General features: G+C 46.7%; 13 protein-coding genes. 5 read left to right on the top strand and 8 right to left on the bottom strand.

What is annotated here, in order from left to right:
- Complete coding sequence (locus tag JFU01_RS05000; protein ID WP_195856063.1) at positions 1 to 1,503, top strand: ABC transporter ATP-binding protein; 1,503 nt, start codon at positions 1 to 3, stop codon at positions 1,501 to 1,503.
- Between the two features lie 323 nt (positions 1,504 to 1,826).
- Here the strand turns inward: JFU01_RS05000 and mnmG are convergent, their stop codons facing one another.
- From mnmG to JFU01_RS04965, 7 genes are all read right to left on the bottom strand, one after another.
- A complete protein-coding gene (mnmG, locus tag JFU01_RS04995; protein WP_195856062.1) occupies positions 1,827 to 3,716 on the bottom strand; it encodes a tRNA uridine-5-carboxymethylaminomethyl(34) synthesis enzyme MnmG in 1,890 nt (629 codons plus the stop codon).
- 226 nt (positions 3,717 to 3,942) lie between these two features.
- Complete coding sequence (locus JFU01_RS04990) at positions 3,943 to 4,932, bottom strand: helix-turn-helix domain-containing protein (RefSeq protein ID WP_198434195.1); 990 nt, start codon at positions 4,930 to 4,932, stop codon at positions 3,943 to 3,945.
- Positions 4,933 to 5,349: 417 nt separating this feature from the next.
- On the bottom strand, positions 5,350 to 6,738 hold the full coding sequence (gene mnmE, locus JFU01_RS04985) for a tRNA uridine-5-carboxymethylaminomethyl(34) synthesis GTPase MnmE (RefSeq protein WP_195856060.1): 1,389 nt from the start codon (positions 6,736 to 6,738) through the stop codon (positions 5,350 to 5,352).
- Positions 6,739 to 6,910: 172 nt separating this feature from the next.
- Positions 6,911 to 7,651, bottom strand: a complete 741-nt coding sequence (locus tag JFU01_RS04980; RefSeq protein ID WP_195856059.1) for an energy-coupling factor ABC transporter ATP-binding protein — start codon at positions 7,649 to 7,651, stop codon at positions 6,911 to 6,913.
- A gap of 81 nt (positions 7,652 to 7,732) precedes the next feature.
- Positions 7,733 to 8,410 (bottom strand): cobalt ECF transporter T component CbiQ, encoded by a 678-nt coding sequence (gene cbiQ, locus JFU01_RS04975; RefSeq protein ID WP_195856058.1) that lies wholly within the window; start codon positions 8,408 to 8,410, stop codon positions 7,733 to 7,735.
- Positions 8,411 to 8,653: 243 nt separating this feature from the next.
- Positions 8,654 to 8,941 carry an energy-coupling factor ABC transporter substrate-binding protein gene (locus tag JFU01_RS04970; RefSeq protein ID WP_064293029.1) on the bottom strand — a complete coding sequence of 96 codons (288 nt, stop codon included), beginning with the start codon at positions 8,939 to 8,941 and terminating at the stop codon, positions 8,654 to 8,656.
- The gene (locus tag JFU01_RS04965; protein ID WP_195856057.1) at positions 8,942 to 9,673 is read right to left on the bottom strand and encodes an energy-coupling factor ABC transporter permease; all 732 of its coding nucleotides are present in this window, start codon (positions 9,671 to 9,673) and stop codon (positions 8,942 to 8,944) included.
- Positions 9,674 to 10,107: 434 nt separating this feature from the next.
- Between JFU01_RS04965 and JFU01_RS04960 the strand changes: the two genes are divergently transcribed.
- Complete coding sequence (locus tag JFU01_RS04960; protein WP_195856056.1) at positions 10,108 to 11,430, top strand: HlyC/CorC family transporter; 1,323 nt, start codon at positions 10,108 to 10,110, stop codon at positions 11,428 to 11,430.
- Positions 11,431 to 11,824: 394 nt separating this feature from the next.
- On the opposite strand, the gene JFU01_RS04955 is transcribed toward JFU01_RS04960, so the two are convergent.
- Positions 11,825 to 13,621: a heavy metal translocating P-type ATPase gene (locus JFU01_RS04955; protein WP_195856055.1), complete on the bottom strand. Its 1,797-nt coding sequence runs from the start codon at positions 13,619 to 13,621 to the stop codon at positions 11,825 to 11,827.
- 219 nt (positions 13,622 to 13,840) lie between these two features.
- Here JFU01_RS04955 and JFU01_RS04950 point away from each other — a divergent pair, with 219 nt between their 5' ends.
- The 3 genes from JFU01_RS04950 (at position 13,841) to JFU01_RS04940 (ending at position 16,406) form a co-directional block, all read left to right on the top strand.
- A complete protein-coding gene (locus JFU01_RS04950; RefSeq protein ID WP_195856054.1) occupies positions 13,841 to 15,055 on the top strand; it encodes an AI-2E family transporter in 1,215 nt (404 codons plus the stop codon).
- A 158-nt stretch (positions 15,056 to 15,213) separates the two neighbouring features.
- Positions 15,214 to 15,537 carry a putative heavy metal-binding protein gene (locus JFU01_RS04945; protein WP_195856053.1) on the top strand — a complete coding sequence of 108 codons (324 nt, stop codon included), beginning with the start codon at positions 15,214 to 15,216 and terminating at the stop codon, positions 15,535 to 15,537.
- Between the two features lie 194 nt (positions 15,538 to 15,731).
- Positions 15,732 to 16,406: a PepSY domain-containing protein gene (locus tag JFU01_RS04940; RefSeq protein WP_195856052.1), complete on the top strand. Its 675-nt coding sequence runs from the start codon at positions 15,732 to 15,734 to the stop codon at positions 16,404 to 16,406.
- Positions 16,407 to 16,467 lie beyond the last annotated feature (61 nt).

The raw sequence follows: 16,467 nt of genomic DNA, 5'->3' as shown, positions 1-16,467 counted from the left end.
ATGGATACAAAACCCCTATTAAGCATTAAAAACCTTCAAGTAGCCATCCAAGGGCAGACCTATGTCAAGGACCTCTCCCTTGACGTCTACCCCGGTGAACGGTTGGGCTTGGTAGGCCCTTCTGGTGCTGGTAAGAGTCTTACCGTTAAGGCCATCATGAACTTCCAAGACCAGGTTCAAGTCAAGGGCCAAATCCTCTACCAAGGCTTGGGCGACCTAGTCGATCTTTCCCTTAAAGGCCGGCAAAAAGCTCTGCCCAAGGAGATTGCCGTGATCCAGCAAGAGGCCCTCGACAGCCTTAACCCCCACTACGACATCACCTTTCAATTGGAACTGGTGATGAAACAATTCCAACCCCAAGTCCAAAAAGCCGACTATCCAGCCGTCTTTGACCGGGTCTTAAAGCAAGTCAACCTCAAGCATGCTGACCAGGTCTTAGCCAGTAAACCCGCCCAACTGTCAGGGGGGATGAAGCAGCGGATCGTCATTGCTATGGCCCTCTTACAAAAGCCTCGGTTGATTCTAGCGGATGAACCGACTACTGCCTTGGACCAGGTCAACCAAGAAAGCTTTATCGACTTGATCAAATCGGTGAGTCAAGCCGAAAACATTGCGGTGCTCTTTATCAGTCATAACTTAGAATTAGTGAGCCAACTCTGCAGCCGTTTGGTCATTATTGACCAGGGTCAAGATATTGAAAGCAACAGCACCCAGGCCATTTTTAATCAGCCTCAAGCCCCAACTACCCAGCGTTTAGTAGAGAGCGTGGACTACCGGAAAGCGGCCAGCCAGGACTTTGTGAGTCAAGAGCCAAAAGGCCAAGCACCGATCTTGACCACTAAGGACCTCAGCCTCCGCTATCCCGGAAGCCAGGAGCCGGTCCTTCAAGAAGCCAACTTGGACCTCTATCCTGGGGAATTTGTGGGCTTAGTGGGAGAATCAGGATCAGGCAAGTCCAGCCTGGCCAAATTACTCACCGGCCTCTATCCTCAAAGTCAAGGTCAGATTATTTTTAAGGGTCGAACCTTAGAGACCCAGTCCCTAAGCGACTTCCAAGCCATCCAGATGATCTTTCAAAACCCCTACCAGGCCTTTGACTCCCATTACCGGATGGGGGAGAATTTAAAGGAAATCTATCAGATCCCTTCGATCCAAGCCAAGTACCCCTCGCAAGCAGCCTTTGAGACCAAACTCGAAGAACTGGCCCAAAGGCTTAAACTTGACCAGAACCTCATGGCAAAGTCGCCCAAACAGCTGTCAGGCGGACAAGGACAACGTTTTGCGATTTTACGGATTCTTTTGGCCCAACCCGATGTCATCATCGCTGATGAAATTCTCTCTGCCTTAGACTGGGAGATTGCCCTCGAGCTGATTGACCTGCTCAAGGACCTGCAAAAAGACCAAGACTTCGCCATGCTCTTTATCTCCCATGACCTAGCCATGGTGAAAATCCTCTGCACCCGCATCTATCAAATTGAAGCCGGCCAACTCAGTCAACTATAAGAGTTTCTTGATGAAATCGTTTTGAGCAGTATAAATAAAAAAATATCCCTCTTTCTTAAGCCGATCAGCCTAAGGAAGAGGGATATTTTACTGTGGTCAGTTAATTATTATTTAAAATTTATTTGGTAGATAAATTTGAGCAGTAGTGGCGCTTTGAATTTGGTCGTTAGCCATGAACAAGCAAGCGATGTGAATTATGGATAGTAGGCTTTAGCCGTACTAGCCATTTGAAGCTCGCTAGGTGAGAGACTAAGGCTCGAACCGATGCCATGGCTTTTCAACGTCCAAAATTCAAAAGCAGAGCGTATGCTCATCAACTGTAATTAGCTAGGATGACTTTCCAAGTAAACAGCTAGAATTGACACATCCGCAGGGTTAACGCCAGATACCCGGCTAGCTTGGGCTAGGGTCCGGGGTTCAATGGTGGACAAGCGGTCCTTGGCTTCAGTAGCCAGGCCTTCAATTTGACTGTAGTCAATATCTTCTGGAATCAACTTGCCTTCCATTTTCCGCAGGCGTTTGACTTGTTTTTGAGCCTTTTCAATGTAGCCGGCATACTTAATGGCAATGGCCACTTCTTCGTAAACCTTATGGCCCAAGTCTTTATCCCCCGGCGCAAATTTTAGAATATCTTCAATAGAAAGTTCCGGACGGCGCAAGAGTTCAGAAGCCAGGATACCGTCTTTCAAGCGGGCTGACCCCTTAGATTCTAGATAAGCTTGGAGCTCATCAGTCGGTTTCAGGCGGGTATGTTCCAAGCGGTCCAATTCTTCATTGACTGCTGCTTGGTGGGCTTTAAAGGCTTGGTAGCGGTCTTCAGTCACCAAGCCCATTTCATAGCCCTTCTCCGTCAGGCGCCAGTCAGCATTATCATGGCGGAGCAGGAGCCGGTATTCAGCCCGAGAAGTCAAGAGGCGGTAAGGTTCGGTCGTTCCCTTGGTGACCAGGTCATCCACTAAGACACCAATGTAAGCTTCATCCCGACCCAGGATAAAGGCTTCCTTGCCTTGGATTTTTAAAACGGCGTTAATCCCGGCATAGAGGCCTTGACCGGCCGCTTCTTCATAACCTGAAGTCCCATTGGTTTGCCCAGCGGTGTAGAGGTTTTCAATTTTCTTGGTTTCAAAGGTAGCCTTTAACTGGCTAGGACGGACCACATCATACTCAATGGCATAACCATCGCGGATGATTTGGGCCTTTTCCATGCCAGTAATGGAATGGACCATTTCGATTTGGACATCTTCAGGCAGGGAGGTGGAAAGCCCTTGCAGGTAGATTTCCTCATTATCGCGGCCTTCCGGTTCCAAGAAAAGTTGGTGTTTGGGCTTATCAGCAAAGCGAACAATCTTGTCTTCAATGGAAGGACAATAACGAGCTCCGACTCCTTCAACAATCCCGGTAAACATCGGGGCCCGGTCCAAGTTAGCTCGGATCAAGTCATGGGTCTTACTGTTAGTGAAGGTTAAATGGCAAGGCACTTGTTCATCTACGGGTAAATAATCTTCATCCGGAGTCATAAAGCTAAAGTGGTTGGCTTCTTCACTGCCGGGTTGGACTTCCATCTTAGAGAAGTCGATGGTCTTCTTATCCACCCGAGGCGGGGTCCCGGTCTTAAAGCGGGTAATGTCGAAGCCGTATTTTTCGGCCAGGTTTTTGGTTAAATGGAGGGCCGGTTGAGAGTTATTCGGGCCGGCAGAATATTTGAGTTCGCCGATAATAATTTCTCCCCGGGCACTGGTTCCCATGGTCAGAATCGTCGCCTTGGACCGGTAGAGAGCGCCAGTTTGGGTAATGATACCCCGGCAGACCCCATCTTCCACTACCAGGTCATCGACAATGCCTTGGCGGAGGGTCAAACCTTCCTGTCTTTCCACGGTCCGGCGCATTTCCCGGGCATAGGCTTCCTTATCCGCTTGCGCCCGCAAGGCCCGGACAGCAGGTCCCTTTCCAGTATTAAGCATCCGCATTTGGATATAGGTCTTATCAATATTCTTGCCCATTTCACCACCCAGGGCATCGATTTCTCTGACCACAACCCCCTTGGCTGGCCCTCCGATCGAAGGATTACATGGCATAAAGGCCACCATATTCACATCAATGGTCATCAATAGGGTTTCCATCCCCATCCGGGCACTGGCTAAGGCCGCTTCACAGCCTGCGTGGCCCGCGCCGACCACAATGACATCATAACTTCCCGCTTCAAAAGTTTGCATTCATCCTCTTCCTTCCTAACTCAAGTCGTTCTTCTTATCTTCTGCTAGTGGTATCCATTTTCCTTAACTAGACAGTAGTCATTTTATAAGCACTAAAAAAGTGTCCACTCCGCCCCTAAAACAGGACGGATAGACACTTTGACTGTCTAATTATTTAATTTCCTGACAGATTATAGCAGGAAAAGCGGGATTTGTAAAATAGGCAAAGGGGGAAATTAAAGCTTATTTAATCTTTCAAGACGATTTCCAATAGGTTTTCTAGAACTACACTGAGCATTCCAGCTACTGGGAAGATGATCCAGGACCGGCCCCAGTCCTCAGTCCAGAAACTATAGCCTAGGTAGAGGGCCAGGACCAAGGGCCAATAAATTTCCATATAGCGGTCAATTTTAGCGTCCACTTCCCGGTCTCCAGTACTTTCGATCAATGCTTCATCTTGCAAGAGGTAGCGGAAGGTGTTTCTGCGACTAATCACCTTGACCAGCTGATAGACACCCAAAGCCACGATGAGGATAGTCAGACCAAAACCCAGGGCGAGGGCAGTATTTTCTTCCCTAATCGATCCCCATAAGAGCGGGATGGCCGCCAAGATACAGAACATAATGCCTAATATTAAGCCCCGCTGGTAGGCGGCTTGGTAACGTTTAAGTCCTTCGCTGGCCAGGCCACTGACCCCATAAGCCGGGGTGAATTGACCTTCACAAATGAATTGGTAGGCCTTTAAGACTTGGCTATTCTTTACAAACAGGGCTACGGCAATGGCGACAATGGCCAAAGTCAAAGAAACCCCGAGAATGGAAATTTGCCCTTGAGCATGAAACCAACCCTGGCCCTCACTCAAGATACCCAGAACGGTGATAGGAATCCCGGCTAGGATACAGAGAAGGACCCCGAGTGCCAACTTATGGACCCCTTTAAAACGGGCCGTAATAAAAGCATTGGCTTCCTCAACCGATAATTTGGGAAGGGCGACTGCGTCCGCCGGGGAATCGTCGCCATCACTATAGTCCACCTGGTCTAATTCGTCTTTAATCAGGTAATCAGTAGTTACCCCAAAAATCCGAGCCAAGTCTAATATCTTCTCTAAATCGGGAATGGCTTCGGCCCGCTCCCATTTAGAAATCGATTGCCGGGAAACATTTAATTGTTGGGCCAATTCTTCTTGGGACCAGCCCGCCTGTTTTCTCAAATATAAAATCTTGTCAGCTAAAATCATGCCAACCACTTCCTTTCAATGAAAGATCCATTATTTATTATTGAAAGCGGTCGACGCCTACCCCTTTCTTTGTCTTAATTATAGGTGATTTGCCTGGGAGCAGCTAGCACCAGTCCAGATCATTAACGCAACCAGGAATTGCAAGGCTGTTAAATCAAGCTTTTGGACCTGGGTTTAATTAAATTATCAAATAAAAATTTCTTTATCAGATTGGCTTAATCAAAGTAACTTCTCCTAGAAATTGAGTCGTCAAGGACCAAATCAGGCCTCTTTAGTCTTTTGTCACACTCTCTTAAAACGTGTTCCAGTCACAGGACGAACGTCCACTTCACAAACTATGTACAATAGGCTCTCGCCTATTTCCCATAGTTTGCTCCAGTGGTTTCGTCCTTTGGTGTGACTGTCGCACTCTCCTAACTATTTCCCGAGGCAGAATTGGCTGAAGAGTTTGGTGATTAATTCATCAGGCGCATTCTCCCCGGTAATTTCGCCGAGGAATTCAAAGGCCCGGTTAAAGTCGATTTGGATTAAATCAACGGGGGTTCCCAGACCAATGGCTTCCTTGGCTTCAGCAATGGCTTGGCTGGCCTTTTGGAGGAGGTCAATATGGCGGGTATTGGACACATAAGTGGCATCCCGGTCGCCTGTTTGACCAGAGAAGAAGAGTTGGGAAATTCTTTCTTCCAAGTCATCCACCCCTTGGTCTTGAGTAATAGAGGTTTTGATGGCCTCTTCCTTATCAGCGTAGTCGGCCAAGTCGGCAAAGCTTAAGGCTGGTTCCAGGTCAGTCTTATTCAGTAAAATAATCCGATTGGAGTCCTTAGTCATGGTTAAGAGTTCCCGGTCCATCGCCTGTAAGGGTTCACTTTGGTTGAGGATTAGGAGCACCAGGTCAGCTTCTTCCATGGCCTTGCGACTGCGTTCTACCCCAATTTTTTCGACTACATCTTCCGTATCACGAATCCCCGCCGTGTCCACCAACTTCAAAGGCACGCCCCGTAAGTTGACATATTCTTCAATGGTGTCCCGGGTGGTTCCTTCAATATCGGTCACAATGGCCTTGTCTTCACGTAAGAGGTGGTTCAAGAGGCTGGATTTTCCTACATTGGGTCGGCCAATAATGGCAGTTTCGATCCCCTCACGGAGGATCTTCCCTTGTTTAGCGGTTTGCAGTAAGCCTTGTAATTCAGCTTGAATGGCATCAGCGGTTTGGTCTAAGAGTTCCAGGGTCATTTCCTCTTCTTCGTATTCTGGATAGTCAATATTGACCTCCACTTGGACCATGGCATCGGAAATCTTGTCCCGTAAGGTCGAGATCTTGGTCGACAATTTCCCGTCTAATTGCTTCATGGCTTGGTCCATGGACCGGTCCGTCTTGGAACGGATCATGTCTTGGACCGCTTCGGCTTGGGTCAAGTCAATCCGGCCATTGAGAAAGGCCCGCTTGGTAAATTCGCCCGGTTCCGCCATCCGCGCGCCTTCTCTAAGAACCAACTGCAAAATCCGGTCAGTGGCCACCATACCCCCGTGGCAGTTAATTTCGACAATGTCTTCGCGGGTATAGGTCTTAGGAGCACGAAGAACCGTGACCATGACCTCATCCAATTCTTGTTCGCTTTGTGGGTCAACAATGTGGCCGTAGTGGATGGTATGGGAATCCTGGTTGGCCAATTGCTTGGTCCCCATTTGGTAGACGGTATCGGCAATATCTAGGGCTTGATCCCCTGACAAGCGCACAATTCCAATCGCGCCTTCCCCCGGTGCCGTTGAAATCGCAGCAATCGTATCAAAACCTTCAGTAAACATCACATTACCCCTCTTCAAAAGTCCTTAAACTCAATAAAAAAGTGTCTTTTCTGCCTCGTTATTGCTTGCAGAAATGACACTTTGACTGTCTTAATAACTACACCAGCATTATAAGGGCTTTGGACCTAAAAGTAAACTATTAGCGTCCAATTTCTGCCTCCGATAGCCACCCTTACTCATCTAGCAGACGGACTTGCCAAGGGAGTTCTAGGCCAATGCTTTCCATAAAGGCTTCGGACTTAAAGACCGTCTCACTGTCCCCTTGAGCTACGATACCCTTGTCAGCGATGGCCAAGTATTGGTCACAGAGCTGGTAGAGAAAGGCCATATCATGGCTTGAGATCAAGAAACGGTGGCCTTCCTTAACCAAATCTTGAATGATTTTAGTCAGGTCCTTGACCCCTGCTGGGTCTAGCCCCACAGTAGGTTCATCCAAGAGAATCATGGCCGGTTGAATCACTAAGATCCCCGCCAGGGCTACCCGTTTCTTTTGCCCATAGGAAAGAGTTTGAATCGGGCGGCTAGCCAAGTGATCGATCGCCAAAGCCTTGAGGGCACTCGCCACTCGGTCTTTAATTTCAGCCGGGTCGCGCTTCAAATTATGGAGAGCAAAGGCCACATCATCTTGAACCGTGGGGTAAAAGAGCTGTTGGTTGGGGTCTTGAAAGACCATATTGACCGCTTGACGAAGTTGGTAGAGGTCCTTCTTCTTATAAGAGAGGGGTTGGCCTTGGAAGAGCACCATCCCCTTCTCCACCGGAATAAGGCCAGTTAAAATCCGCATCAAGGTCGTCTTGCCAGTCCCATTGGCCCCCATCAGCCCAATCACCTGGCCCTTGGAAAAATCATAGGAAATATCTTCAAATACAGTATGCCCTTGGTAGGCAAAAGATAGGTGGTTGACACTTAACATAATTTCATCCTCACTCATTCATTTGTAAGCCTACAAATCCTTATACCCTAGCCATTTCCATTCCCTTTTTAGCCAATCAAACTAATCCAGGTAAAATTCATCCTGGTAGAGTTTCAAATCTAAGGTGTCGGTCATTTCCGTAAAGCGATACAAGGACCGCTCGAAGACTACCTTAGCCAGTAAGGCCAGGGAATGGATAGACACTCTAGGGTGGGAGTAGCCATAGCGCAAGTTTTGGGCCTGGTAGACCACCACCACATCATCTAAGAGGACAAAGATAAAACGGTACATCAAGAGGACCAATTCAATCACCACATAAGGGATGTGGGCTTGCTTCATCAATTGTAAGATCTGCTTTAGTGGCGTAGTCAGGGTAAATAAAAACGTCACCGTGATCGCCGTCAAAGCCCTAATAATTAGGGTCAAGGTATAGGAAAGCTGACCACTTAAAAGTCCCAGGTAATAATCTCCTAGTGACAAGGACCAGGAGAAAAGGGCGGGCTCTTGGCTGACAGACACCAACAAGGCCAGGCTAGAAAAGGCCAAAAACAGAACCGGACCAATATATAAATTCAGGTAGGTCCTTAGCCTAATCGGCACCAGGTAGAGGGTAAGAGCCATGATCAGGAGGGTATAGACCACTTCCAGGCTATTCCACCCCGAAAAGGCTACTAGAATCCCTAAGAGCCAGAAAGCAAACTTAAACTTGCCAGACTTCTTCGCCCACTTGGATTGATAAGTATAACGATCAATCCCCATAACATCACACCTTTTCACTAATTGATTACTTGTTAAAAAGAAGCTGAGTACCTTTGTCTCAGCTTCTTTTAAAATGTGTTCCAAAAGTCAGCCCTGACGTCCACTTCACAAACTATGCGCGATAGGCTTTCGCCTATCTTCATAGTTTGTTCCAGTTGCTATAGCTGTTCGAAGCGAAGAGCGAGTTACAGATATAGTATGCGTAGCTCTTCAGGGCTTTTTTGACTTTTGTCACACTCTCATTTATTTCTTACCTTGGTCTAGGCCTTTATTCTTGCCTAGATAGTAACCAACGATCCCGCAAATAATCCCGGTCCCAATGCTTCCTTGTAAGGTAAAGAGTAAACTTTCAATTTCACCGGAAGCAGGTTCAAAGATGGGTTCAAACCAAGGGGTATAGGATTCGTCTAATTCCCCAATCAATTCTTCAGCCCCACCATCGGAACCTTCGTATTCACCATCAATGGTAAACAAGGGGATAAACATAATTAATAGGGCTAATAAGATGAGTAATAAATTTTTCTTTTTCATCTATTTCTTCACCTCTTTCAAGACGGTGTCGTTAATCATATTCACCATTACCACGGAAAGTAGCCCTTCAACAATAGCTAGAGGAATTTGGGTAATCATAAAGACGCCCATAAATTTCATAGCTGCTGCAAAGATCCCTAAGGCAGGGTCAGGGTGAGCCAGAGCCAATTGGAAGGAGGTGGTCATATAGGTGGCCAAGTCAGCTAAGGCTGCACAGAGGAAAATATTGACACTACTTGGTAGGTTGATTTTTTCGCCTAAACGGTAAACGGCGTAACCAACAAATGGTCCCACAACCGCCATCGAGAAAGCATTGGCACCCAGTGTGGTTAAACCACCGTGAGCTAGGAAGAGGGCTTGGAATAAGAGACAGATAGTCCCTAACACGCTAATCACCCCAGGACCAAATAAATAGGTCCCCACACCGACACCCGTAGGATGGGATATTGACCCAGTCACGGATGGAATTTTCAAGGAAGATAGGATAAAGATAAAGGCACCACTGAGGGCTAATAAGACCTTATTTTTACTATCCTTTTTGACGCTTTCCTTAATTTGGTAAACCCCATAGCAGAAGAAGGGAATGAAAATCGCAAACCAAATGATTACCCATTTCAGTGGCAAGTAACCCTCCATAATGTGCATGGCGTGGGCAGGTTCAGAAAAGGCCACTAATAAAAACAAGAAAGCCGCTAGAAATAACTTTAGGGCTTGACTTTTAGATAAATGCATTAAAAATTTCTCCTTTTTGATACACTAAAATGCCTAACAATAACAACCCCCATGGGAAAAAAGGTCAGAAATAAGCGGACTAGTCGCAAAAGGCTTGACCCCCAAGTCCTTGTGAAAGATGCTGGTCATCATCCCAGCAATGGTCACTCATGAAACTAGTCCTGAACTTATTTTCTTTACGCAATGTGGCTCGGCGAAGTCACTGCCTTACCCAAGATCTTGTAGCTACGCGAAAATTATACCCCAGATCTAGTCGGCTTGCAATATTTTTCACAAGATTAGAAGGATTCTAAAGACAAATAAAATTTATGTTTCCCTAAAATAAAGTGACCCCCTAATCGGTTCAATTTTTAGAATTCTTCTAGGCTATCGATAGGACAAGGGCAGGCTTTGTGCTATGATAGAAGTAATAAAATTTAGGAGGAATTTCATCTATGGATGACAGTTTTCTTGTCAGCATTATCATCTTTTTTGTTTGTGTAATCTTATCGGCCTACTTCTCATCATCAGAAACGGCCTTCACCTCAGCGTCTTCGATTCGTTTACAGAATGAAGCGGAATTGGGTGACGACCGCGCCAAACAGGCCTTAGACCTACAAAATCAATTTGATTCCTTATTATCGACGATTTTAATCGGTAATAACTTCGTTAATATTGCTGCTTCTTCCATTGCGACAGTGATCTTTATGGAGTTGATTCCTGAATACGGCGCCACTATTGCCACGGTTTTTACCACGGTGACCCTCTTGCTCTTCTCAGAAATCACCCCCAAACTGATCGCCAAGATTGTCCCTGAACCCTTTGCCAAGTTCTCTACCCCCTACCTGCGGGCTATCATGTGGCTCTTCAAACCCCTCGTCTGGTTAGTTAACCAATGGCAAAAAATGGTCCAACACTTCTTTCCCTTGGAGGCCCAAGAAGGCATTAGTGAAGAAGAATTGCTATCTATGGTGGACGAAGCCCGGGTCGGTGGCAGTATTGAACATGACGAACAACGCTTAGTCAAGGCCGCCATCCGTTTTGATGACCGGGAAGTCTCCGCTATCATTACTCCGCGGATTGATGTTGAAGCCATCGATGTTTCGGACAGTGACCAAGAAATTGAAGCCATTTTCGAAAACCAACCCTATTCCCGGCTCTTAGTCTATGAAGAAGACATCGACAATGTCCTCGGTGTCCTCCATGAACGCGACTTCAACCGCTACTTGCGGGAAAAATTCAAACATCCCGAGAAGAAGATTCTCTTAAACAGTCTACTACTGGATACCTTTTCCATCCCACAAAATATGAAACTTGCCACCCTCTTACGACAAATGCAAGCCAAACAAATCCATATGGCAGTGGTCCGCGATGAACACGGGGGCATGATTGGGATTGTTACTATGGAAGATGTCTTAGAAGAATTAGTCGGTGAGATTTGGGATGAAGACGATGTGGTCACCCAAGATATTGAAACCATCGAAGCCGGTCAACACTATGTCTTCAGCGGCGGTTGTGCCATTGAGAAAAGCCAACCCCTCCTTCAACTCCCCCTCAAAGAAGCCAACCTCTACCACACCATTAACGGTTTTGCCACCCACTACTTAGGTAAGCTGCCGGAACTAGGCGACCACTTTGCGGTCGGGGCCTGGGTCTTTGAAGTGGTTGAAGAGGACAAACAAAGAGTCGGCAAGTTAGATGCCCAACGCCTCCCCGAAGATGAGGTCGTGGGCCAAGCCGCTCAGTATGAAGAAAGTGACCACGACAAAGAAGAATAATTAAGAGATTTGTTAGTTTCTTCCCAGTTTGTTCACAAGTTCTTCACAATTATGGCTTACTATAAAAGCGTAGTAAATAGATACATTATTTCTATCTTTCTCCTCCCATTATAGAAAGACTAGAAGAAAAGACGCCTGAGCGCGTCTTTTTTATTACCTAAAATCAAAAAGAGCTAGTTCGTTGCCAAGGCCCAAGTTGAGGCCAGGCTAAACGACTAGCTCTTTTTCTTATCTTTTTTACAGCGATTTCGTTCTTTATTGTGACTGTCGCACTCTATTCAAACGTGCTCCAGTCACAGGACGAACGTCCACTTCACTAAAGTGCAAGAAATTCTTTTCAAGAATTTTGCTCTTTAGCTCCAGTGATTTCGTCCTTTGGTGTGACTGTCGCACTCTATTTCACTTGCATTCTTGCGCGGAGGGCGTAGAAGATGGCCATGAGGTCCATGACTTCTTGGAGAATGGCTCCGAGTAAGGCTGGGATGACTCCAGTAGAAGCAATTAACATCAAAATAATTGAGGTTACAATCCCAAAGACCACTGCTTGCTTGGCCACTTTCAAGGTGTGCTTGGCAATCTTCACCGCTTGGGCCACCTTGGAGAGGTCATCCTTCAAGATTACTGCATCGGCCGATTCACTAGCAGCGGTTGACCCGTGAGCGCCCATGGCAATCCCGATATCGGCAACAGTTAGGGCTGGAGCATCATTAACCCCGTCCCCCACCATCATAACTGGACGGGAGTCTTCTTCAAGGTCTTTAAGTAAATTAATCTTATCTTCAGGGAGTAAGTTAGCATGGACTTCTTCAATGCCGGCACTGTGGGCAATTCTTTGGGCAATGTTTTCATCATCACCGGTCAGCATGATAATCCGGTCCAGGTCCAAGCTTTCTAATTCCTGGATAGTTTCTGGGGCTTCGGAACGGATTTGGTCGTTAAAGGTAATCCGACCCGCATAAGCGCCGTCAATAGCCACATAGACATTGGTCTTGCCGTCAGTGATCTTTTCAGCCCCGACAAAGTCTGCCTTACCCACCTTGACTTCCTTGCCATCCACTTGACCTTGGACCCCAGCAGCGGTCACTTCTTCTAGGTGGTTAACGGGACTGAGTTTTAAATCCTGCTTTTGGGCGGCATCCACTAAGGACCGGGCCAAAACGTGGGTAGAAGATTGTTCGGCACTGGCTGCATAATGGAGAATATGATCCGCCTCAAAGCCCGCTTGGACTTCGATATCATCAACAGCTAAAGACCCCTGGGTAATAGTCCCAGTCTTATCAAAGGCCGCGGTTTTGACCTGATCGAGTTTTTCCAAGCTGGTTCCTGATTTCATGACAATCCCATTACGGCTAGAATTACTCATCCCACCCACAATAGCCACCGGAGCAGCAATAATCAAAGGACAAGGGGAAGCCACCACCAGGACTTCGGCAAAACGAACGGGGTCCTTAGAAACAAACCAAGCAATAAAGGCAATGGCATAGGCAATAATGGTAAAAGGCACTGCATAACGGTCAGCTAAGCGGACAAAGGGAGCGGGCTCTTCCTTAGAATTCTCCACCAGGGCCACTAAACGTTGGTACTGGCTATCCTTAGCAGCCTTCTTCACTTCAAAAGTCAGACTGGCCTCCCCATTAATAGACCCTGACATCAGTTCGTCGCCCACGCCTTTCTCTACCGGCTTGGATTCCCCAGTCAAGGACGATTCATCGACAAAGGTCTCGCCTTGGACAATGACTCCGTCCACGGGCACCAACTCATTAGGACGGACCCTGACTTGGTCGCCGACTTGAATCTCTTCCACCGGGACGGAATCTACCGAACCGTCGGCATTAATCCGGTGGGCAAATTGGGGGGAGTGTTCTAGTAAGGCTTCCAGTTCTCGACTGGCTTGTTGGGTAGCATAGGCTTCCAGGGATTCTCCCCCAGTCATCATCACTAAGATCATTAAACTGGCCCAGTGTTCCCCCACAGCTAGAGTGGCTAGGATAGCGGTAATGGCCAGGATATCGACCCCATAGTAGCCATCCTTTAGGGTTTCAATCATGTCCTTAGCCAAAATGAGGGCCATGATAATCCCCCAAATCGCAATCAGCCAAAAGGCCATGGTCTCCTGCCCCATGAGAAATTGTAGGCAGAGGGCGATTGCTCCAGTGACCAAGGTCACGATGAACTGTTGAAAATCAGTCATTTTTCTTCCTCCTTGTTAATCATCTTGCTTTCGTATGCTTAGTATACACTAGTTTAGAATTTTTCTAAAGTGGTAAAACTTATTTTTACAAACTATTTCCAAAGGACCAAAAAGACCGCTGACTTTGCTTTTTTCTTAAGACTTCTAGCCAATAATTTGTTAAAGTAAACTTATGCCAAAAAAATATTCAATCTTTAACCAATAAAGGAGGTTAACTTTGTGCATTTTAATCGCAAACAATGGTTATCATTGGGGCTAGGCATCATTGCCCTCTGCCTAATTGTCCTCAACTGGTCAACCATCGTCTCCTGGCTGGGCCAAGTCTGGTCGATTGCCTATCCGATCACTTTAGGGGCCATGATGGCCTATGTGGTCAATATTTTAATGTCACTTTATGAGAAGTATCTCTGGCCCCATGCCGATAAGGACTGGCTGGCCAAAATCCGCCGCCCCATCGCCATTATCTTAGCCCTCTTAACGATTCTAGCCATTATCGCTCTCACCTTGGGCTTGATTATTCCCCAATTGGTGGCTGTAGTGACCAACTTCATGGAGATCCTCCCCCGACTCTTCCAAAGTCTCGATCGACTCCTAGAGCGTTACGAGGACCTCTATCCGGAAATTGTCTCCTATATGGGGAACTTGGACCTCAACTGGCAAAACATGGTCCGGCGCACCGTCAGCTTTGCCCAGGGACTCACCTCGAGTTTAATCGGGTCAACCATTGGCGCTGTCACTTCAGTCGCCAGCTGGATCGTTACCATCTTTATTGCTATCATCATTACTTTCTATATTTTGATGTCCAAAGAAAGACTGGGTCAACAATTCCACCGACTTACCAAGGCTTATTTAAAGGACAAGCGTTATAACCAATTCCACTATGTCCTCGCCATGGTCAATGATGCCTTCTATAACTTTATCGCTGGCGAAGTCGTCGAAGCTGCTATCCTGGGCTGTATGGTTGGCTTTGGCATGTGGATCTTTGGCTTCCCTTACGCCAGCATGATCGGAGTTCTCACCGGCGTGACGGCTATTATCCCGCTCTTGGGAGCCTATATCTCTGGAGGGCTAGGTTTTCTGTTGATCCTCATGCATTCACCGATCCAAGCCCTGCTCTTTGTCGTCTTTATTGTGGTGGTCCAACAAATTGAGGGGAACTTGATCTATCCCAAAGTGGTCGGCAATTCCCTGGGACTGCCTGGCATGTGGGTCTTGATCGCAGTCACGGTCGGTGGCGGTTTAATGGGCGTGGCTGGCATGCTAATCGGGGTGCCAATTGCTTCTGCCGGCTACCGTCTCCTTAAATTTGATGTCAACTACCGAGAGGCCAAAGCCCAAGCTCCTGACGACCAAGAAATCAAAGCCCCTAGTCAACTGGCCCGCCAGCATGACTTCAGTATCCAAGCCTTAGCCAATGAAGAAGGCTTAAACTAACTGATCAGAGAAATTTAGTTCAACTTTGATAAGAAACCGTTCCCTCAGCATAAAAATGGGGACGGTTTTTTTGCGGTTTCCTATACTATGTCGACAAGCAAAGTGATAAAATAGTGATAGAGATAAAACGCTTTCATTATTTATTAAGGAGGCTTATCATGATTATTACAACAACACCAAACATCCAAGGCAAGACCATCACTAGCTACCAGGGCATTGTCTTTGGCGAAGTGGTGACCGGGGTCAACCTGCTCAAAGATATGGGCGCCGGTTTCCGTAATGTCTTTGGCGGTCGGTCCAAGGGTTACGAAGGCGAACTGACCCAAGCGCGCGAAGAAGCCCTCCAAGAAATGGCTGACCGGGCTAAAGACCTGGGCGCTGATGCTGTGGTGGGCGTCAAGATGGACTATGAAACCCTAGGCGCTAATAATGGCATTCTCATGGTCACCTGCAGCGGCACCGCAGTAAACTTAAGTGATTAAGTCAGTCGACTGTAGCAGACAATCGATAAACCATTCCCTTCGAAACAGAGAGAAACTCTAAGTTTTTCTCTGTTTTTTATTAAGGAGACTTTAAGAATCTAGAAAATGAAGCGTTTCCATTTGTGGTTTATCAATATTTCTCCTAAGCTTAGAGTATGTCAATCATATAAAAGCATTTTGAGGAGGACGATTATATGAATAAGAAATTGAAAATCTCATTAGTTAGTCTAGCCAGCATCTTTACCCTAGCTGCCTGTGGCCAAGCCAATGATGGGGGAGATAAGGCCAACACTGACCAAAATGAAAGCAGCCAAGAAGTTTCTCAAGAAACCAAGGGAGAAACGGCTTCTCAAGAAGAAAACCAAGACCAGCAAGAGTCTAAAGAAGGCAATAAGGATCAAGCTGAATCTAACCAATCCAGTCAGGACCAAGAAGGCATTGAAAACAAAGAATATGCCGTCTCTATCGAGGATGCCGTGAATAAATTTAACGAAGAAACCGGCGCCCAAGACGTGAAGATCGAAGAAATTGAATTTGACTACGAAGAAGAATTCAGCAAACATACCTATCAAATCCAAGGTTACAACGCGGAAAATGAATGGGACATGCACATTGACCCAGATACTGGTGAAGTCTTGAAGGTAGAAGCTGAAAAAGAAGCCAATGACGAAACCAAACAACTCGAAGTCACCAGCTTAATCACACCAAAAGAAGCCATGGAAAAGGCCCTCGCTGAACACCCAGGCGAAAAAGTCAAGAACTGGGAACTCTCTGTCGATGACAACGGCGTCATCCACTATGAAGTCGACCTCACTAACGTCGATGACGTGGACGTTAACGCAAGCAGCGGAGAAATTATTAACAAGTAATCAATAAATAAAAAATAAGGATCTAGTAGAATAAATCTGCTAGATCCTTTTTTAGTTCTTT

It is taken from the genome of Aerococcus sp. Group 2 (assembly GCF_905125285.1).
GTDB classification, from domain to species: domain Bacteria; phylum Bacillota; class Bacilli; order Lactobacillales; family Aerococcaceae; genus Aerococcus; species Aerococcus urinae_E.
This window is presented reverse-complemented; position numbering and strand designations above follow the sequence as displayed.